At 42.4% G+C, this 19,825-nt stretch carries 16 protein-coding genes; 13 read left to right on the forward strand and 3 right to left on the reverse strand.

What is annotated here, in order from left to right; genetic code table 11:
* The first annotated feature begins 104 nt into the window (after window positions 1–104).
* The 8 genes from M1575_03765 to M1575_03800 all read left to right on the forward strand — a co-directional run bounded on the left by M1575_03765 (window position 105) and on the right by M1575_03800 (window position 4,281).
* Window positions 105–407 carry a hypothetical protein gene (locus tag M1575_03765; protein MCL5095809.1) on the forward strand — a complete coding sequence of 101 codons (303 nt, stop codon included), beginning with the start codon at window positions 105–107 and terminating at the stop codon, window positions 405–407.
* Window positions 408–416: 9 nt separating this feature from the next.
* Window positions 417–770, forward strand: a complete 354-nt coding sequence (locus M1575_03770) for a hypothetical protein (protein MCL5095810.1) — start codon at window positions 417–419, stop codon at window positions 768–770.
* 13 nt (window positions 771–783) lie between these two features.
* On the forward strand, window positions 784–1,164 hold the full coding sequence (locus M1575_03775; protein MCL5095811.1) for a hypothetical protein: 381 nt from the start codon (window positions 784–786) through the stop codon (window positions 1,162–1,164).
* A gap of 3 nt (window positions 1,165–1,167) precedes the next feature.
* Window positions 1,168–1,566, forward strand: coding sequence for a pilin (locus M1575_03780; protein MCL5095812.1), 399 nt, complete (start codon window positions 1,168–1,170; stop codon window positions 1,564–1,566).
* A gap of 83 nt (window positions 1,567–1,649) precedes the next feature.
* Window positions 1,650–2,021, forward strand: coding sequence for a hypothetical protein (locus M1575_03785; GenBank protein MCL5095813.1), 372 nt, complete (start codon window positions 1,650–1,652; stop codon window positions 2,019–2,021).
* A gap of 4 nt (window positions 2,022–2,025) precedes the next feature.
* Window positions 2,026–2,379: a pilin gene (locus M1575_03790; protein ID MCL5095814.1), complete on the forward strand. Its 354-nt coding sequence runs from the start codon at window positions 2,026–2,028 to the stop codon at window positions 2,377–2,379.
* Between the two features lie 47 nt (window positions 2,380–2,426).
* On the forward strand, window positions 2,427–2,795 hold the full coding sequence (locus M1575_03795; protein MCL5095815.1) for a four helix bundle protein: 369 nt from the start codon (window positions 2,427–2,429) through the stop codon (window positions 2,793–2,795).
* Window positions 2,796–2,874: 79 nt separating this feature from the next.
* Entirely contained in the window at window positions 2,875–4,281 is a 1,407-nt protein-coding gene (locus M1575_03800; protein ID MCL5095816.1) for a hypothetical protein, read from the forward strand.
* Window position 4,282: 1 nt separating this feature from the next.
* On the opposite strand, the gene M1575_03805 is transcribed toward M1575_03800, so the two are convergent.
* A complete protein-coding gene (locus M1575_03805) occupies window positions 4,283–9,043 on the reverse strand; it encodes a hypothetical protein (GenBank protein ID MCL5095817.1) in 4,761 nt (1,586 codons plus the stop codon).
* A gap of 294 nt (window positions 9,044–9,337) precedes the next feature.
* On the opposite strand from M1575_03805, the gene M1575_03810 reads away from it, so the two are divergent.
* The 5 genes from M1575_03810 to M1575_03830 all read left to right on the forward strand — a co-directional run bounded on the left by M1575_03810 (window position 9,338) and on the right by M1575_03830 (window position 16,968).
* On the forward strand, window positions 9,338–10,651 hold the full coding sequence (locus M1575_03810; GenBank protein MCL5095818.1) for a PrgI family protein: 1,314 nt from the start codon (window positions 9,338–9,340) through the stop codon (window positions 10,649–10,651).
* Window positions 10,652–10,660: 9 nt separating this feature from the next.
* Entirely contained in the window at window positions 10,661–11,341 is a 681-nt protein-coding gene (locus tag M1575_03815; protein ID MCL5095819.1) for a hypothetical protein, read from the forward strand.
* Window positions 11,342–11,343: 2 nt separating this feature from the next.
* On the forward strand, window positions 11,344–13,164 hold the full coding sequence (locus M1575_03820) for an ATP-binding protein (GenBank protein MCL5095820.1): 1,821 nt from the start codon (window positions 11,344–11,346) through the stop codon (window positions 13,162–13,164).
* Between the two features lie 103 nt (window positions 13,165–13,267).
* Window positions 13,268–16,546: a CHAP domain-containing protein gene (locus M1575_03825; GenBank protein ID MCL5095821.1), complete on the forward strand. Its 3,279-nt coding sequence runs from the start codon at window positions 13,268–13,270 to the stop codon at window positions 16,544–16,546.
* Complete coding sequence (locus M1575_03830) at window positions 16,546–16,968, forward strand: hypothetical protein (GenBank protein ID MCL5095822.1); 423 nt, start codon at window positions 16,546–16,548, stop codon at window positions 16,966–16,968. Before M1575_03825 ends, M1575_03830 begins: the two co-directional genes overlap by 1 nt.
* Here M1575_03830 and dnaN read toward each other — a convergent pair.
* Complete coding sequence (dnaN, locus tag M1575_03835; GenBank protein MCL5095823.1) at window positions 16,940–18,049, reverse strand: DNA polymerase III subunit beta; 1,110 nt, start codon at window positions 18,047–18,049, stop codon at window positions 16,940–16,942. The two genes, M1575_03830 and dnaN, sit on opposite strands and share 29 nt — an antisense overlap.
* Window positions 18,050–18,233: 184 nt before the next feature.
* On the reverse strand, window positions 18,234–19,595 hold the full coding sequence (dnaA, locus tag M1575_03840; GenBank protein MCL5095824.1) for a chromosomal replication initiator protein DnaA: 1,362 nt from the start codon (window positions 19,593–19,595) through the stop codon (window positions 18,234–18,236).
* Window positions 19,596–19,825: the final 230 nt, after the last annotated feature.

The following is a 19,825-nucleotide window of genomic DNA, read 5'->3' on the forward strand; positions in this document are numbered from 1 at the left end:
GAGTTTACAACGAGGGTGAATTGAGGTAAGGAAAAAGGAGCGCGCGAAGCGGCGGACTTATAACACAATTTGACACTCCAGAAAAAATCTCTTACACTAGGTTTATGTTTGTTGTGATTGCCGATTTTTTTTCACCGGCCAAGACTTTTCCGACCTTTGGCGATTTGGTTAACGTCTTAACGAAAAATGTCTTTGTTTTGGCCGGCGTTTTGGTTTTTGTCTTCTTGATTGTGGCTGGATTAAAATATATAATGAGTGCAGGCGCGGGCGATGAGAAAGAAATTAGCCAAAGTAAAACGGCCATGACCGCCGCCCTGATCGGTTTTTTATTAATTTTTACGGCTTATTGGATTATTCAGATTATTGAATATATTACCGGTATAGCTATTTTTAAACCAGGAATATAAAATAATAATATGGCATCAATTTTTGGCGAAGTTAATCCACCTCTGGTCCAGTACGGGACATGGTCCCTCGGTTTTGTTCCTTTTTTGAACAATATTCTTCGTTTGGTTTTTGTCATTGCCGGTCTTTTTGCTCTGGTTAATTTAATCACGGCCGGCTTTCAGTTTATGGGTGCCGCCGGCGACCCGAAGCAAATCGAAAAGGCTTGGAGCAAAATTTGGCAATCCATTATCGGCTTGGTTATTATCGTCGGATCCTTTTTACTGGCCGCCATTTTCGGCTACTTAATTTTTGGGAGCCCAACGGCTATTTTATATCCTGAAATATGGGGACCGGGAACACCGCCTCCCGCGGCAACTCCCTAAAGAGATATTAAAAATGACATTACCAGCTCAAAGTCAACCAATCAATCCAGGAGGCCATCTCGGGTCAGGTGGCGGCCTGGGCCCCCTTTCCCGTCTTTGGGATATCGATAGTCTTGGTAAAGGTTTTGGCAATGTTTTTTCGGCGATCGTCGGATTTTTAACCGTTGGCGCCAGTCTTTTTTTTATTTTTCAGTTTATAACCGCAGGCATTCAATGGCTCTCTGCCGGCGGCGACAAAAATATGCTGCAACAAGCGCAGCAAAAATTGACCAACAGTTTTATCGGTCTTGTGATCGTGGTCGCGGCGGTCGCCATTATTAAAATTATCGGCGTCTTCTTAGGCTTTGACCTTTTAAATCCGGCCAGCTTTATCGAATCAATCAGATTTAAATAAAAGATGATTACCAATCCTGTTTTACCGGAGTTTGAAATCGGCACTTTAATCGGTAATTTTATCGGTCTTTTTATTATTATTGCCGGCATTATGGTTTTAATTTATCTGGTCTGGGGAGGAGTTGAGTGGATTTCTTCCGCCGGTGACAAGGCGGCGATAGAGGGAGCCAGGAACAGAATTACCAACGCTTTAATTGGCCTGGGGATTGTGGTGGCGGCTTGGGCGATTATGACGCTGACCTCTGATTTTTTCGGCCTGAATTTTCCAAACTTGCCCATCCCAAGTTTATCCGGCGATCGGGTTTCCGAAACGAAAACCAGTAAAGAGAATTGTAGAAAAAATTGTTTAGCTGGCTCTAAATCTGCCCTTGAACAGAATCAGTGCCTTACCGCTTGTAAATAATAAGACAAATTATAAATATTTTACTATTTGACAAGCTATAACTTAATCAATTAAAATTAATTAAATCAAGTAAGGAGGTGAATATGCGCAAATTAGCTAAAATCGGTTTAAGTTTAGGTTTATTATTAACGCAGGTAGCTCCTGTTATCGCTGCCGACATTACGATTCCAGATACAGCAGGAGTAGGAAGGATAACTATTGGATCTTTGATTGGCGGTATCGTTGGAGTTGCTATCTTGATCGCCGGTTTATTGGCTTTTATTTATCTGGTTTGGGGAGGGGTTGAGTGGATTTCCTCAGGCGGCGACAAGGCCGGGATGGAATCAGCCAGAAACAGAATTACGGCAGCTTTTGTCGGTTTAGGAATTGTGGTTGCATCTTGGGCGATTGCCAAATTAATGGGAACTTTCTTTGGCATCGACATTTTTAACATCACTCTTCCCAAAGCCTATTAATTTTATGTTTGTTCCTTCTGTTTTTGCGGCAGAAGCCACTCCTGCATCGTGGTCAGCACGTTGTGCTACTAATGAAGTGGCGACTATTCAGGGACTCGAATGTGTCTTTCAAAATATTGTTTCTGTGGCTTTAGCTTTAGCGGGTCTGGCGGTTTTTCTCATGCTTTTGGCTGGCGGGTTAAAATATTTAACTTCCGGAGGTGATCCTAAAGCTCAGGAATCGGCGAAAAATACCCTGACTTATGCGATTTTAGGGTTGGTCTTGATGGTTGCCGCTTTCCTTATCTTAAGTCTGATTGCTAATTTTACCGGCCTCAAAGATAGTCTTCTGAACTTCACTATCCCCGGCGGAAACTGACACGCAAATAATGGTATAAAGTATTAGGTATTAAGTTTGCGGAGATTATGCAAGACACAAAAATAAAAAGTTTTACTGATTTAATTGCCTGGAAAGAAGGACATAAATTAGTCTTAATAATTTATAAAATCACACAAAAATTCCCTAAAAATGAATCATTCGCCATTATTGATCAAATAAGAAGATGCGTCGTTTCTATTACCAGTAACATTGCAGAAGGATTTTCTCGTCAGGGCAAAAAAGAAAAAATTCAGTTTTTTTATATGGCACTCGGTTCAAATACCGAACTTCAAAATCAATTATTAATTAGTAAAGACCTCGGCTATCTAGGGAAAGAAGAATTTTCTGAAATTGCTCAACAGACAATTATAGTAAGCAAACTTATCAATTCACTCATAAAATATTTAAAAAAATAATTCTTAATACTTAATACTGGATACTTAATACTTATCTAGTCTTGACATTTATTTATCTTTTCCCCCATAATGGATGCAGATGAAAAAACTCATTTTCTTCTTATTTCTGTTTTTAATTTTCTTTCCTATAAAAAGCGTTTTAGCTGCCAATACCACTTGGTATGCACAGCCTCCAGAGAATTGGAGCCAAAATATCCAAAGTGACGGTCCTAATGGCGAACAGTTCTGGCTTTTTGCCTGGAGCAATATTCTAAACAATATTGCTGCCTCAACTGAAGGTGTCCCAACCGTAATCGGCCAAGGACCCAATGGTTCAATATATGCCAATAAAGGCGGAGCTATCGAGATTATCGCCAGCCTTTCCTCTGGTTTGTTTGTGGCTCAACCGGCTTCATCTGTGGAATATCTGGCTAGCTTAGGTCAAAATCTGGGAATAGCTAAACCTGCCTATGCTCAAGGACTTGGCTTTAATGCCTTTTCACCGGTTTTAAAAATATGGAAAGCTTTCAGAGATCTTGCTTATTTAGGATTTGTCATTATTTTTGTGGTCGTCGGTTTTATGATTATGTTTCGGAAAAAAATTGATCCTCGAACCGTCGTTACAATTCAAGAATCACTACCGAGAATTGTTATCGCTTTACTATTAGTCACTTTCAGTTACGCCTTGGCCGGGCTTATCATTGATTTAACTACACTAAGCAGTCGATTAATAGGTAACGTTTTCGCGCGTTCCGGTTTAATCGCTATTCCCAGACCAGATATTACTGCCCATCCAGAATTTAGTTCAACAGAAGGAATCATGAACCAACTTTACCAGGCTGATATTTTTTCTTTGGTCCGGCCCCTGGCTAGCAGCGAAGGTATTGCCAATAGAATTGGAGGAGATTGGTTTACTGCAAAAAATATAGGAAGTTCTGCTATGGCCGTCATTGGTTGGTTAACTTTTAAGGTTATTTTCGCTATCCTGGGCTTTTTTGTGATGTTTAAGATTTTTTTTGCCCTTCTCGGTCCATATGTTTCAGTTGTCTTAAGTGTGATTTTTGCTCCAATACAACTTCTAGCCGGAGCCATCCCCGGTAATAATGATACTTTGGTTAAATGGCTCAGGGGTCTTTTGGCTAATGCGGCGGTTTTCCCGGTTACTATGGCCATGTTATTAATTGCTGCCGTTTTCAAGAGCGGACCCGATACTTGTGGACTTGGCAAGGCTCCAGAGGGAGGATGGGGCTGTGCAGAGAATGTATTTTATTCTACTAGTCAAGTACCAACGGTTATTAATTGGTGGGTTTTTGGCATCGGCGGGCGTTGGGGAAATGCGGTCGGAGAACTAATTGGTTTCGGAATTCTTTTTACAATTCCAGCTGTGGCCGAAGCTGTTAAAAGCATGCTTGAGGGGAAAGAATTACCACTGGCTCAAATTGCTGGTCAAGAAATTAAAGGTGGCTTCGGAAGACTTGCTTTTATCAAAGATATGTTACCCAAATGAATTAATGGGCTTTCAGTTCAAGCCCCCGCAGAAATTTTTGTCTGGGCAATAAGACAAGGGCTGTGGCAAATTTCTGGCTTAACAAACTAGGATACGGACCAACTTTCATCGGTTCGTTAGCTGGCTTTTCTCCCCTTAAAGCTTCCCCTCTTTCATATCGACGATTAATAACTAACGGCCTTAAGAGCGGGTTCTTGGCAAATTGTAAGAAGAAGTTTTGCATGTTTACTTTAGCTGCCGGAGAAACCCAATTAGCAGGGCCAAAACCGCTATATAATATTAAATCATTTGTATCAATATCAATACTTTGCATATAGGAAATAAGACCCGCCCCTAGGCTAAATCCCAAAACGGGCAAAATTAATCCTGTAGTACTTTGTCCTCCCGTCAAAATTGTGGCCCTTAAGATATTGTCGAGTATCATCGACCCCCCGACTCCTCCTACGCTCGGCCAAGCCGCCGCCCTGATTAAATATTTTCTACTCCACATGTTATGAGCATATTCACGTGTCACGTCAAGACCTAAGAATATCCTGGCAAATTCATCGGCGCCTTTAAATGTCAACATTTCTAAAGAACCCAACGCAAAGGCCTGACGTGTTGTCAATTCTCTTTTAATCGTTTCTTTAGCATTTTGTATCGCTTCTGGCCCACCAACCGTTGGTGAAGGAGAAATATAATCTTTCCAACCCAATTCAAATGCTCTTTTTCTATATTCAGTGAGAGAGAGCTCTGCCTGTCTGTCTTCGACAGAATAGATCCCCATCATTTTAGCAAAGCGAACATATGGCGCCGGGTCATATTCCAATGACGGATCGGCTCCTTTAACCGCGATTTGAGTTAAACCGGCCATTATCCCTTCAAGGTTGTCAGGACCAATCGTTGTCGTCGTCCAAAGGGCTAAATTATTAGTATAGATTTGTGTATACTCCCAAGTTTCTCTATCAAAATTTGTCACCTGGTCAACTTTTTTATTGTTTCTAGCTGCAAAAATTTTATCAGACAACTCGGCTGCCAAAACCTGCTGTTTATTAATGGAAAAATAACCTAAAACGTAAGCCATGGTTAGAGCAGGTTCATTAATGGGAAATCCCTCCGACCAATCCTCTTCAAGCTGTCTTGGACCAAAGCCCATCATGGTTGAACGAACTTGACTAACACCATAAAGTGAAATTTTTTCTCCTCTTTCGTTAATTATATATTTACGTTTATTATATTCAGAATTTTTTGTTCCGTCGGGATTAAGCTCTTTCGTTTCATATGGATCATATAACCATTGCCCCTGAAGTCCTCCAAAGGGAACCTTATGACCAGTCAGCATACTGTCAATAGCCCAACGATAAGTATGGAGATTAATACTTTTTACGCCAGCCTGATCAAGCCAATACCATTCGTTTCCCGATTTTCCTTCTCTTAATAATGCTGCTGTCCTTGCTGCGGCAAAATTATAATTCTCTGCTGTTGATCTGTTATCGTCCCAGGAAAAATCATGTTTTAGAGTATAAGGAATAAGAACTTCTTTTAAAGCCCAATGAATTGGATCGAGAAAATCATAAGCATGCAAAAGATTTGTAGTCGTATATTCTCCCTGTTTTTTTGCAGGTTTAGTAACTTCCTCCATAAACAATCTTAAGACGTAATCGAGCTTGGTTTTTAATTGTTGGTCGCCTCCACAAAAAGAAAGTAATTTTGCCTGTCTTTCTGCTTCTGTCATTTGATCATCATACTTGACTAAAAAACGATCGGTTCTTTTAATTTCTTCTGTCGGGCTTACACGCAAATAAGTCGGCGTCTCTTCAATGTCACGTTCTAGGTCTGCTTGTAATCCCATAAAAGTTAAAAGCAACTCAAGCGGTTTAAGATTTTTTTCTTGTTCTTCGCCTAGATTTTTTAAAATTTGGGCCTTATCCTCTTCGGTTACCAGAAGTAGAAGCTGTCCGTTTGCATCTCTCCGTTGTACAAGCTCATTAAGAAAGGCGCTAATTTTTTCTCTGGCGTAATTATTCCAAGCATCAAGATGAAAATTTTCATTCATGGCGCGTCTTAAAAGACCCCTAAATACGAGTTCAAGCCGATCTTCTGGGGTTAACGGTCTTTTTCTTTCTTGTTCAAGTTTTCTTCTGGCTTTTTCAGATGGGTTGATCCCAACTCCGGTTTCTTTCGTATAGCTTCCTTCTAAACCGGCATCGGTAAAATGAAGAGTGGTGTTAAGAGTCGGTTCAAGATGATTGCGAAATTGCCAGATGGTTTCCATAAAGGCTAATTTTTGACCCTGCAATCTAATTAACTCTGCCTGATCCGCAATATATCTGCCAATTAATTTTTCTCCCCAAGAACTTAAAATATAATCACTTACTTCGGGAATCTGAACATAACCTTTTATTTGACCACGTTTTTCTAATTCGTCAAAATTCTTAATTAGGGTTCCGTATTCGCTGGGATCAATATTCCCAATCATTTTGTCAACTAAAGGGATTTCCTGTTCCAAAAGATAGCGGAGATACTGGACAACGGTTCCCAGCTCGGTATGTTGACCAACCAAATTAAGATCAAAACACCTACGAATATTTCCTTGACTATCAACCCAACATTCGTCTAAATCTATCCCTGGCTGGAGAATAGGAACCAATTCTTGGTGTAAAAGACCAATGTTGTCAAACTCGCTAACGGCCTCTTTCTTAAGCCAAACCGTTCTTTGTCTGGCCATATTAATTTTAACAATTCTTTTTAGAAGTTTTCGACGATGTTCTACCTCTTGCAGGTCGGTGGGTTTTTCGCTAAGAAGTAGATCTTTAGGAAACAATTGTCGATAAAATCGATAAAGAAATTCTCTCCTCTTTGCTCCGTCGGCTATTTGCGTATATGATTCAAAATCCAATCCTGGAATCTTTCTGCCAATTTCTTCGAACAATTGTTTTGTTATGCTTGTTCTTGATAAAAGCCAGGCGATATTAAATTCGCCTATCCACGTATCTTCTTGCCCTAAGCGTAATTGAGGGTTATCTTTTTGGCTTGGTTTTTGTCCTTCAACCGTCGCGGCCAAAGCCTTTAGGCTTTGATCCATCAATTCGTAATAAGCCTCACAGTTACCATCATCAGGATATCTAAAAAGATCGTGAACAATGTCAAAATGAAGTCTCCCGGCTTCAATTCTTTGTCGCCCAGCTATCCATAATTTTCTAGAAATAGTCTGTCTGGGATCAAAATCTTCAGGAACATATTCTCCTTTTTCCCTTAAAATTTGTTCGTTGTGAGGAAGAGGAATCATGACTTCTGCTTCAGCTCCGGTTTTATAACCAATAGTCATATTTTTCATCTTGTGCGGCCAGTCAATTGATTGAAAAATCCATTGTTCTGCTTGACCGATTTCACTATCGTCGACAAGAAGATCGGCCATACTATACATTCTGGCATAACGTAAAAACCTTTGGGTCCCCTGAAAAGCTGCGTAAATAGGATAAAAATATCTTGAGGTTACTTTACTTGTTTTAACGCATTTTAAAGTTTCTAAATTTATATATTGGCCCAAGACAAAAAGAAGGCTCTCTCTAGGTTTTTCTTGGTCAATAACTTGGTAATCGGGTCGTTCATCCCATGATCTGTGGGCGGCCTCACAAACCGCCCGGCTTTTAAATAACTCTCCTAATATTTCGTTTGGTAAGTATCTGTCAGCCGCAGCTTGAAAAGTCTGTAAGTCTTTCATCGTTGAGTCTTCCAGAGGCTTCATGGCTGTATCATAAGCAAAAGGAACATTACGAAGGACTCTCAGCCAATTGCGTAATGTTTTTGCGTCTTCTCGAGCTTTTTTATTTTGAATTGGGATTCTGTCGGCTCGTATATCTGCCTCTATGGCTTGTTCTATCGAGGTTATGCCATTATGAACATAATGTTGACCTTCTTCTCTTCTCGGATTATTTAAGTAATAAAAAACCAATTCTGTTCCCAGGGCCGCCATAACTGCCGTTCTCTCTCTCTCGTTAATTTCCCCGGCTTTTCTATTAAGAAAATTATCAACAATATCGCCTTGCTTATTTCTAATAACATCTATGGCTGTGGTATAGATTCCTGCTTTCACTAACGCCTGTTTTCCCTCCTCATAAAGAGTCCAAACAATATTAAAAGGGTCTTCTCCTTCGCGCTCTTCTGGAGACTTTTTCCAATCAACTCTTTGTGGTTCAATTTTCACGCCTTGTTCTAATTGAACCCTCTTTTTTTCTAAGTCATCTTCTGAAGTTCTCTCGAGAAATCTTCTTCCTTCTCCTTTTTCTATCCATTCGACATAAATTCTTTTTCTTTCTGCTTCTTCTTTTCTTCGTTGTTCTTTTTCTTTATCGCCTTCTGGGGGGGTTACGGTCTTTTTCTCGGGAGGGATAAAACTTCCCTCTCCAGGCTTGACCTTGCCCCTAACTATTTCTTCTTTATAAAGAAGAAAACGCTCGAGTTTCGGCTCTTCTTTAGTCATTTTCTCAAGATCTTTTAAGATATTTGCCGCTCGGTCCTTGTCTCCTTGGTGATTGGCCTCATCTATTTGTTTACCTAAAATTTTAGCTCTGTCTTTAAATCTTGTGGGAACATTTTTTAGAGCCTTATCTGCCTCTTGTGGTGTTTCTCCTCCGACCATTGGGGCTATTCCTTTAGCAACTAATTTATCGATAATGTCTTTTGAAACACCGGAGACTTTTTTGGAGACATCTTCCCAATAAGCTCTGGCCCTCTCTTGTGGACTACGACCTTCACTTCTTATTTCCTGTTTTTCTGTCATTTATAATTTAAGCTTAGCAAAAAAGGCCCTCTAATTGCAAATTAGAACAAAATTATATCGAAGATAAGTCAAGCTTTTACTACGTAATAAATGAGCGAATTATTTGATTTCTTCGATTAATTCGCTTCGCTCATTATACCAAAATAACGGTTTTTAATAATTTTACTTTCCCTAAAAATGGCTCCGTGAAAACTTATCTGCATCAATTTAATCCTTATTTAATACATTTAGATACAGTTGAATTATACACTTTTACTCTTTAGAATAAAATTAACTAGCATTATCTGATAGAATATGGAACAACATCCTGTCCCGCAAAATATAACCGGTTTCCAGTTCAAACTTATTGGTGACATGACGATCCGCCAATTCCTTTATCTGGGCGGCGGTATCCTCTCAGCTTACGTTACCTTGCAATTCGGCCTTCCGTCAATTATTAAGTGGTTTATCGCGGCGAATCTGACCGCGGCCGGCTTTGCCTTTGCCTTTATCCCGATTGAAGAAAGACCGCTGGATCGATGGCTGACCGCCTTTTTTAAAAGCATTTACAGCCCAACCCAGTTTCTTTGGAAAAAGAAAGTAACGCCGCCTGAAGTTTTAACCATGACGGTCGCCGTTTCGCAGCCGCCGACGCCGGAAACCCTTAAAAAAGAACAATCTGCGGCCCAGGTTGAAGAATATTTATTGACCTTACCCGGCGCTTCTTTGGGCAAATTGGACAAACAAGAAGAATCTTTTTTACAAAAAATCGCTTCTTCTTTTGAAACCCCGCCGTTAATCACGATTCCGGCGGCCGATCAGCCGTTAATCTCACCGACACCCAACCCGGCCCCGGTTGTCCCGGTTAGCCTTCCCGAGGAAAAAATCGTCCCCCGAATTTTTCCCGACCAACCTCTGCTTGAAGTCAAAAACGTCCCGCCGACTGTCCAAACGCCGCCGTCGCCACCCCCGCCGGCCCCAAAACCGATAACGCCGACAACTCCGCCCGTTACTCTCGGCCAAAAAACCGAAGAATTAACCAGCAAAATTAACGCCCTGCAAAAAGAACTTTCGGCTCAAACCATCACTAGACAAAGGTTTTTAGAAATTCAGGGGCAACTATTAGCGCTTCTTGAGGAAAAAGAAAACTTAACCACCGAACTGGTCGAACTGAAAAAAAAGTTGGCCCAAAAAGCCGAACCGACGGTCAAGCCGGCGGCCGTTGCCCAAGCTCAGGCAGAACCAACCGTGAAAATTGTGGCCACCGATCTGGCCGCTAAATTCGGTATGCCCAATCCGCCAATCACCCCCAATATTATCTCGGGTATGGTCAGAACCCAAAAACAGGGGATTTTACCGGGAATTATTGTCGAAATCAGAAACCAGGAGGGCACGCCGGTTCGGGCCTTAAAAACCGGAAAACTTGGCCAGTTTGCCATTTCCACGCCGCTTGCTAGTGGTCTTTACACTCTTCGCCTTGAAGATCCGCAGCACCGTTTTCTTTTTGACCTGATTGAAATTACTCTTAAGGGCGAAATCGTTTCGCCGATTGAAATTATGGCCAAAACGCAAAACGATTTGGTTAAAGAAGATCTTAAAAAAAAGCTTTTTGGTCCAGATAATTTTTAATTAAAACATATGCCGATACCTGCCCCCATCAGAGGCACAACTCAAGAATTTACAGAAATTGAAGACATAAGAGATAATCTTCTTTTACTTTCTGACGGTTCTTGCTGTCTTTTAATCGAAACCTCGGCCACCAACTTCGGTTTATTGTCGGAGAAAGAACAAGAAGCCTTAATTTTTGCTTACGCCGGGCTTTTAAATTCCTTAACTTTTCCGCTGCAACTGGTCGTCCGCTCAAGACGCAAGGATGTTTCTTCTTATCTTAAACTTTTGGACATCGCCATGGCTAAACAGGAAAAACCGGAACTTAAAGACCGTATTGCCAAGTACAAAGATTTTATCAGTAAAATTGTCGGCGAGAATAACGTTCTCGATAAAAAATTTTATTTAGTTATTCCTTTTTCCAGTCTGGAGCTGGGTGTTAAAACCGCGGCTTCGGCCTTGGTTAAAAAAAGAGGCCTGCCTTTTTCTAAAAAATATATTTTGGAAAAGGCGAAAAACACTTTAGAGCCCAAACGCGACCATCTCTTGCGGCAATTAAATAGGCTTGGACTTAAGGGCGAACAATTAACGACGCAAAAATTGATTGAGCTTTTTCACAGCATTTATAATCCGGAAACCAGCCAAAAACCGATTGCCAAAGAGGAATACGAGGTGGCGGTCGTGGAATTACAGCCGCCAACGAAAAGATAAAAATGAAACTTAATTTACCGTTTCTTAAAAAACCCGACGTCCAGGAACCGGAAACACCCGCCCAAACCCTGGCTAAAGGGATGGTTACGGTTGGCGATATCATTGCTCCGGGAGCGATTGAGGTTGATTTTAATTATCTTAAGATCGGCAATCTTTATTACCGAACCCTTTTCGTCGCCGGCTACCCCAGGTTTGTCACGGCCAATTGGCTTGAGCCCTTAATCTCTTTTAACCATTCGCTTGAGGTTTCCATGTTTATTTACCCGACGGAGTCGCGGGAGGTTTTGGATAATTTAAAAAGGAAAATCGGGGAAATGGAAGCAACCATTCAGTCCGACGTTAAAAGAGGACGCGTCATTGAACCTTCGGTACAAGTGGCTCTGGAGGACGCGCTTTCTTTACAACAACAATTAGCTAAGGGGGCGGAAAGATTTTTCCAGTTCGGTCTTTATCTGACCATTCCGGCCGACAGCTTGGAAGAACTCGATACGGTCTCCAAACAGGTTGAGGCAGCCTTGGGCTCGCTTTTAATTATTTCCAAAAAAACGACGCTGCAGATGGAAGAGGGTTTTAAATCAACCCTGCCGATTTGTGCCGATAAATTAATGATCACCCGAAATATGGATACGACTTCTTTAGCGACCACTTTCCCTTTCACGACTTCGGAGTTAACCGCCAATGAAGGAATTTTGTACGGCATTAATGAGCAAAACGGTTCTTTGGTTATTTTTGACCGGTTTTCTTTAGAAAATGCCAACTCGGTGGTTTTTGGCAAATCCGGCGGCGGCAAAAGTTATCTGGTTAAATTGGAAATTCTGCGCTCCATAATGTTCGGCACGGAAATTATTGTTATTGATCCGGAATCGGAATATGAGGAGTTGGCCAAAGCCGTCGGCGGTGAATATATCAGCTTCTCTTTTAGCTCTCAGGCTAAAATTAATCCTTTTGACTTGTCGGGTGTTTGGCAGGAAGGAGAAAACGAACTGGGCTTAAAGATTTTGTCCTTACACGGTCTTTGCAAGGTCATTATGGGCGATCTTAATCCGACGGAAGAAGCCATCCTGGACCGGGCGCTGGTGGCAACCTATAAACAAAAAGGGATTACCCCCGAACCAGCCACCCAAACCCTCCAGCCCCCGCTTTTGGAGGATCTTTATAAAACCCTGATCGGCATGGAAGACCCGGAAGCTAAAAGCCTGGCCGACCGTTTGGAAAGATTTATTAAGGGTTCCCTGACGGGTATTTTTAACCAACCGTCTAATGTTGATCTTAAAAATCCCTTTACGGTTTTTTCGATCAGGGAACTTGAAGATGAACTCCGGCCCATTGCCATGTATATTATTTTGGATTATATCTGGACCAGAATCAAAAAAGACATGAAAAAAAGAATTTTGGTCGTTGATGAGGCCTGGTATTTAATGAAATATCCCGACTCGGCGACTTTTCTCTATTCGATTGCCAAAAGAGCCCGAAAATATTGGTTGGGGGTGACGACGATTACCCAGGACGTTGAGGATTTTTTGGGCACCGATTACGGCAAGGCCATTGTCCAAAATTCCTCCATTCAACTTTTACTGAAACAGTCCGCCGCGGCCATTGACAAGGTCGCCGAGCTTTTTTATCTTTCCGAGGGCGAGAAAAACTTGCTTTTGTCATCCGAAATCGGCAAAGGTCTTTTCTTTGCCGGACCGGCTCACGTGGCGGTAAGGATTGTCGCCTCTCCTGAAGAACACCGCTTGGCAACCACCAAACCTGAAGAAATTTTAGCCCGCCAACAAATGCCGAAAACTCCAGCCGCCGCCAAAGAAGAACAAACGGCTTAATACTTAATACTTGATACTGAATACTAAATCCTTCTCTTGGTAATTTGCAAAAAAGGGCGAGGTTTCTTATGATGGTATTGGGGCCTCTCTTTTGACAAAACTTATGGAAAATCGCTACCAACAATTCTTAAAAAAGACTCTGCAAAGCGGACTTTGGGAACTTAAGAAAAATCCGGAAGCCACCGAAGTTGCCGGTATTTCCTTGCCAACTTTCGATCTTTTAATTCAGGCTTTTCGCAGTGGTTTGTCTCAAGAATTAAAAATTACCCTTCCCCACAATCTTAAAAATCCTGACTATCTGGAAACTCTTTTAACCAAACTCGACATTCTTCTTTCCCCGGGTCTCCCTGAAAAAGTGACCCAAGAAAACCTGGCAACCCTATCAGAGATCGTGGGTCTTTATCAGGAACACCAGGAAAAAGGAAAGATCGAAAAAGATTTAGCTAGTCAACAAGCCAGATGGCAAAGTAGGTTTGAACAGTCAATTAAAACTTATCATCAAAATTTACTTCGCAATTTAGATAAAGAAATTCTTAAGGCTTGTCCTTCTTTGGCTGATAAACCAAAGATTGTGGAAATTATTAGTAAAGATGTGGCCCGGACGATCCAGGATCAGGCTCTCCCCGCGATTAATTTTAATTATGAAGCTCAAAAAATAATTCAGGCGGTAACCGAAAAAGCTCTTATCGATTACGCCTCACAAGTTTCTGAAATAGAAGCCGACCGATCTTTGGCTTCAAAAATTGCCCAAACCGTCGCTCGGGAAAACGAAGCCGCCACCTGGGAAACAAGAACTTCACAAATAAACGCCACCGCCACAACCCCTCTTTGGGAGGTCGAAAGGGCATTGCGTTTGGCGGTAGCCAGAAATTTACCCTTGGAAATTTACGAACAACGTCCGGAAGTTGTTGAAGAAATTTCCCGCCGGGTCCTGGGAAGGCTTTCTTTGCCATATCTCGCGACCTCAGAAAACTATCAGCAAGAGTTAGCCAAAGAGATTGGCGTCATTATAGGTTCACCGGAAATACAAAAAGTCCTCGGCTCTTCTTCCGAAGAAGCACGACAAAAGATACAAGAACTGCCGGGTGAAGTTTCTAGCAGGGTGACTCCTGTCGCCCAAAAATGGTCACAGTCTCCCCAGGCAACCATGGCCGGAGTCAGTTTTGCGGCCCCTCCTAGTCCTCAAGCCCCTCCGGGATTACCGAATGATCCGAGTTTCCGTGGCCGCTTTGATGACGCCTGGGTGGCTTCCCACCCTACTGATTTTCTTTTTTTTGGTCTTTCCCAACCAGGTTTAAAAACTTTGCCGACCAGCCTTGTTGGTTTAGGCCTTGATTTTCTTGGCGTCTTTCCGCCCCTACAAAACAAAATGCTTCTTTCCTATCTGGCTAAGAATCAGAATGAACTGCAAGGAGCGATTGAATATTACGATAGAAAAGTAGCTAAAGAAAAAGCGGCTAAAGGACCAAACACAAAAGGAGAAGCGGCCTATCAAAATATGGCAGATTATCTTCGAGCCGTTCAGGCTTTTGGTAAACATCTACCCACGTCGATAACTTTGCCCATAAGGTTCTATGCCAAGATACAGTCTCTTAATCTAAAATTCGCTAACAAAACAGGTATCGGTCTTTTTCAATTACTCGAATTAACGGCTAAATATGGCGGGCCCGGTTTTAGTTATGGAGCTGAACATGGCTTAAAAGTTCTTGCTTCAAGACTCGTCGGTGCCAGTCTTCATGCTTCTCTCCCTGGTCTTTTTCTTTATGACGAACTCGGACAAGAAGTCTATTTTAAATACGGACCTAGGGGCATAACAAAATGGGTTAGGGGGAAAATTTTCAAACTCGGCAAAGAAAGAATTGCCAGATCTGCATTCGGCGCCGGAGTTAAGGGCATCACCACAAAAATATTAGCTAAACTCGGTTTGTCGGCTCTTCTGGGAACTTTAAGCGGCGGGGCAACAATTTTATTACAAATCGGCTGGTCGCTTTTAAAAAGAATTTGGAAATGGCTGGCCGGCGCCTTAGGGCTTTTTATCTTTTGGCTAATCAGCCAGCTCGGCGGATTAGCAACTCTGCTTTTGGCTATTCCCGGATTTATTGCCGGCTTTATGATCGGCGGTCCGGTCGCAGCGGTTGTCGGTGCTATCTCCCTCCCGACAATTGCCGTTTTAGGTAAGGGTTTATTTTCTTCTCTGGCTTCGGCGCTTTTTGGCCCAGGTGGTTTAATTTCCAGTTTTTCCTTGCCAAGTTTGACCGGTTACGCCATTTTGGCGCCCGTCACATTTGCCGGCTTAGGTATCGGCACTCTGTTTGTCATGATTCCTCTAATGTCTGCTTTTGTTGACTACCAACAGACTTTTGCGCCGATCTTTTTTAGCGACTGCCGCGTTGATGATATTCATCAAACCAAGACGATTACGCCGGAAAACAAAGCCGTTTTTGTCGCCAAATACATGGCGCTTTTCCCCAACAGTTTTTTGGAGAAAAAAATTGACGAAGTGATTGATCGCAGCCAGACCCTTGGTTTTAATCCGGCGCTGGCGGTGGCAATCTGGGGAGAAGAGTCTCATTTTTCCAATTACGGCGAAAAAGTCGGAACAGGCCAGGTTTCTGAGGGTTATGATTTTGGTTGTGGCGTTGGCTGTACGGAAAATCGGCCCAAGACTTTTGACCAATCGTTGGGCTGCTTTGTCGCCGGTCCTCCACAAACAACCTGTAAAAACGCTTGTCTTACCAAGCCCGACTTTGCTTCTTTTATGGAATGCTATGGCCCGGCTGCTCAAAATCCTAATTTTATCAGTAATGTTTTGTCTTTTTATCGTGATCTGGTCCCCGGTGGGGACGGAGCCATTACTTGTCCAGGCGGGACGACCAGTGAATATGCTTCGAGTCTTTTAAACGCTTTGATTGCCTGCTATGACCACAGCAGTGTCATTAACGAAACCAGCTTTAAAGATAAGGGCGCCTGTTTGGTCAGTAAGAGAATTACTCCACAGGCGGCTTCTCTTATTGCCGGCTCGGTAAGTACTTATAAAGCCCTGCAATGTGTGGGCTTTGCCCAGGCAGTTGAGGCGGCGACCGGAGGCAGTTTACAGCAAACATCTTACGGTTCGGCCAAATATTATTATCTAAGAAGCGTCCCTGGTTATCAGAATGTTCCCAAAAGCCAAAAAAATGTTCGGGTCGGTGACGTCGCGGTCTGGAATGGGACTGATGGACATATGGCCATCGTCGTTGAGGTCGCTTCTGATATGTCCTGGTTTCGTGTTGCCCAGGCGATTGGAACCGACGATCTGGGCAGACCCTATGGTTTAGTTAATGAAAGCTCTAAACAATTAATAACCATGCCAAGTCTTTTGGGCTTTTTAAGGAGGCAATAATGCTGGAAAATCTACCGATTCCTAAAAAAACGCTTTTTTTTCTGGGGTTGCTTTTATTTTTAATAATTTTTCTTTATTTTTTTTCTAACCAGATAACGCCAGGCGTCGTTTTAAAACCCACGCCCGCGCCGTCAGTTGACCAAACCCCGCGTCAGGGCGATATTGGCGTTTATGAACAACAAAAAAAAGCCCTGGAACAAACACCCTTAATTGACTATACCCCCTACCAAACCGCTGATTTTAGCCTGACCTATATCGGCCCCTTACATCTTAAAATAACGCTTTGGGCCAAAGACAAATTACGGGCCAAAGAAAAAGCCCTTGCCTGGATTAAAGAAAAAGGGGTTGATCCAAACACTCACCAAATAACCTGGGACCCGCCCTTTGAAGAAATTAGCCCTGCACCCGAACCGGCATTATAATATGTAAGAAGGTGTCGTCGCCAACGGTTTTAAAAACGCCCGGAGAAAGCGGCCCACTCATTTCAAAAATAATTTCTTCTCCGGTGACGACGGTTAGATATTCAAGTAAAAATCTTGAGTTAAAAGCAATTTCTCCCCCGTCCCCTTCAATTTTCGCTTCAATGGTCGTGGTGTTTTCTCCCACCTGGGGAGCGTTAGCCATGACCCTTAGCTCTGAACCCAAAACCACGAACCTTATAATATTGGCAGATTCCCGGGCGAAAATTGAAGCGGTTTTAATCGCCGCTAGTAATTCCCCGCGATTGACCGTGACTTTTGTGCCGGAATTTTCGGGAATGATTTTTTCAAAACTGGGAAATTGTCCCTCGAGTAGGCGACAAATAATTTCCGCCTTCCCCAAAGAAAAGATCGCCTGGTTGGCCTCTTTGGTTATTTCCAAACCAAACTCCTCCTCTTTTTCCTCATTTAAAATCCGCACGACTTCGGCCAGCGTTCGGGCCGGCAAAATCAAATCTAGGGACGAGATCGGGTTTATTTTTGTCAGTTTACAAACCGAAAGACGGAAACCGTCGGTGGCGGCCAAAGTAAGACCTTTGTTTTCGCCAAAAATTTTTACCCCGGAAAGAACCGGCCGGCTTTCGTCTTGAGCGGCCGCAAAAGCCACGCGCGAAAAAGAAGAAGAGATCTCGCTGGTTTTAAAAAAAAGGTTGGGTTTTCCCGACAAAGACGGCAAGGGTGGAAACTCTGTCGCGGGCAGACTGGCAATCGTCGCCTGGTATTTTTGACAGCTTATTTTTAGATTGTTTTCTTCTAAAGAAAAGTCAATTTTTTCGGCCGGCAGGGAACTTATAAATTCAACCAGGGTTTTGGCGGGAACGGTTATTTCTCCGTCTTTCTCGACCTTGGCCCCAACTTCAAAAGAAACCCCCGACTCTAGGTTGGTGGCTCCTAATTTTAGTTTGCCGTTCTTGGCCGAAAAAAGAATGTTGGCCAAAACGGGAAGTTGAGCTCGAGGAGAGACAAAACGACCAACAATAGATAGTCCCTTATTAATGTTTTCCTGTAAACAACTAAATTGCATCTTAAAAACTTTTTGTATTATCAGTGTTTATTTAATAAGTAGTAGTGTTAGTAGACAGCGTTGATAAGTTTATAAGATTTCGCAAGAAAGTCAAGACTGTCTTTTTCTTTCCACGTTCTTGTGGAAAAAATTGTGGAAAAAAGAGAAGTTTTTGTGGATAAGTGTAAAACCATAAAACCCCTTCTTAACTTGTCCCCCAAAGCTTAGTTTTTATCCAGGCAATATCCTCGCGTAACTTCTCATCCGTGGATAAAAGCGTGGAAATTTTTTCAACGCCATGCATAATCGTGGTGTGGTCGCGACCACCTAAAACCTCCCCAACTTCCTCGAGTGGATATCCACATTCTATCCTCAAGATGTACATACAGACCTGACGAGGAAAGGAAAGAGACCGGTCTCTTTTTGGCCCCTTAAGATAGGAAATCTTAAGATTAAAACGGTCGGCAATTGTTTCTAAAACCTCATTACTGGTGACCTTTCTTCTGGTTGGGGTTTCATTATTATTGGTTTTACTAAGAAGAGACTTGGCCAGTTCCGGGGTTAAAGGAACTTTCTTAAATTGGGCCTCGGTGACAAGTCTTATGAGCGCCCCTTCGAGTTTTCTGATGGAAGAAATATTAGCCGCGAGCGTTTGGGCCACGTCCATAGGAAGGTTAATTTCTTTTTGTTTGGCCTTAATCAAAAGAATGGCACATCTTAGTTCAAAATCCGGCGGGGCAATATCAATAATTAGGCCGCCCTCAAAACGAGACCGCAGTCTTTCTTCAAGCTTGGCAATCTCGGCCGGTGGCCGGTCAGAGGTTAAAACAATTTGTCCTCCCTCGCGTTGCACTGTATTAAAAGTGTGAAAAAACTCTTCCTGAACCGCCGTTTTGCCGGCAATAAACTGAATGTCGTCAATTAAAAGCATTTGGGCGCTGCGGTATTTTTCTTTGAATTTTTTTGTTGTTTTTGTTTGAATAGCGTCAATAATTTCGTTTGTGAACTCTTCCCCCATACAGTAAATAATTTTTAAATTTTTCTGCTTTTCTAAAACCGTATGGCCGATCGCCTGCATAAGATGGGTTTTACCGACGCCGACGCCGCCGTGCAAAAACAAAGGGTTATAAGCTGTTCCCGGGGAACGGCTGACGGCAACGGCCGCGGCATAAGCCATTTGGTTACAAGGAGAAACGGCAAAGGCCTCAAAAGTAAAATCCGGGCGAAGGTGGGCCTGTTTGGCCAGGTCTATTTCGGGAAAGCTTCCTGTTTTGGCAAAAAGAGGACCGGGTTCTTTTTGGGCCAAAGATAAAAGACCATCAGCTTTTTTAATCGCAAAAACCAAACTATTATTGCCCAAGGTGTGTTTATCAAGAAGATTTTTTATAAGCGCATAATAGCGGGTTTCGATCATTCTTTGGGTTAAGGGATTGAGGCAACCAATGGTCGCGACGTCTTTTTCCACGGAAATTAAAGAGGTTCCGGTAAAAAAAGTTTGGAAAACAGGCTTGGAAACCTGAAGTTCGATTTCGGCTAAAATTATTTGCCAAAGTTTTTCGTTTTCCATAAAGCTTTTTAAAAAATATTAAGAGGCAGAGGACTTGTCGTTTATAACTTGCGAGGCAAGGCAAGTTCGTATTCTGACAAAGTTATCCACAATTGTCAAGAGCGGTACGATCACACAATAAGGTATACACTTTTGAACTCCGGAAACGATTGTAGTTTCTCCAACGGTGTTTTCCCATCCATGCCAAAACCCCAGTGTGGTCTTTCATTGTTGTAATGTTTAAGATAATT

The organism is Patescibacteria group bacterium (assembly GCA_023473585.1).
In the GTDB taxonomy this organism is placed as follows: domain Bacteria; phylum Patescibacteriota; class Microgenomatia; order JAMCYU01; family JAMCYU01; genus JAMCYU01.

Coding starts and splice junctions, on each gene's coding strand:
- M1575_03810 (MCL5095818.1), top strand. CDS start 9,338: ATGGAACAACATCCTGTCCCGCAAAATATAACCGGTTTCCAGTTCAAA.
- dnaN (MCL5095823.1), bottom strand. CDS start 18,049: ATGCAATTTAGTTGTTTACAGGAAAACATTAATAAGGGACTATCTATT.
- M1575_03830 (MCL5095822.1), top strand. CDS start 16,546: ATGCTGGAAAATCTACCGATTCCTAAAAAAACGCTTTTTTTTCTGGGG.
- M1575_03770 (MCL5095810.1), top strand. CDS start 417: ATGGCATCAATTTTTGGCGAAGTTAATCCACCTCTGGTCCAGTACGGG.
- M1575_03820 (MCL5095820.1), top strand. CDS start 11,344: ATGAAACTTAATTTACCGTTTCTTAAAAAACCCGACGTCCAGGAACCG.
- M1575_03800 (MCL5095816.1), top strand. CDS start 2,875: ATGAAAAAACTCATTTTCTTCTTATTTCTGTTTTTAATTTTCTTTCCT.
- M1575_03795 (MCL5095815.1), top strand. CDS start 2,427: ATGCAAGACACAAAAATAAAAAGTTTTACTGATTTAATTGCCTGGAAA.
- M1575_03790 (MCL5095814.1), top strand. CDS start 2,026: ATGTTTGTTCCTTCTGTTTTTGCGGCAGAAGCCACTCCTGCATCGTGG.
- M1575_03805 (MCL5095817.1), bottom strand. CDS start 9,043: ATGACAGAAAAACAGGAAATAAGAAGTGAAGGTCGTAGTCCACAAGAG.
- M1575_03780 (MCL5095812.1), top strand. CDS start 1,168: ATGATTACCAATCCTGTTTTACCGGAGTTTGAAATCGGCACTTTAATC.
- M1575_03815 (MCL5095819.1), top strand. CDS start 10,661: ATGCCGATACCTGCCCCCATCAGAGGCACAACTCAAGAATTTACAGAA.
- dnaA (MCL5095824.1), bottom strand. CDS start 19,595: ATGGAAAACGAAAAACTTTGGCAAATAATTTTAGCCGAAATCGAACTT.
- M1575_03825 (MCL5095821.1), top strand. CDS start 13,268: ATGGAAAATCGCTACCAACAATTCTTAAAAAAGACTCTGCAAAGCGGA.
- M1575_03785 (MCL5095813.1), top strand. CDS start 1,650: ATGCGCAAATTAGCTAAAATCGGTTTAAGTTTAGGTTTATTATTAACG.
- M1575_03775 (MCL5095811.1), top strand. CDS start 784: ATGACATTACCAGCTCAAAGTCAACCAATCAATCCAGGAGGCCATCTC.
- M1575_03765 (MCL5095809.1), top strand. CDS start 105: ATGTTTGTTGTGATTGCCGATTTTTTTTCACCGGCCAAGACTTTTCCG.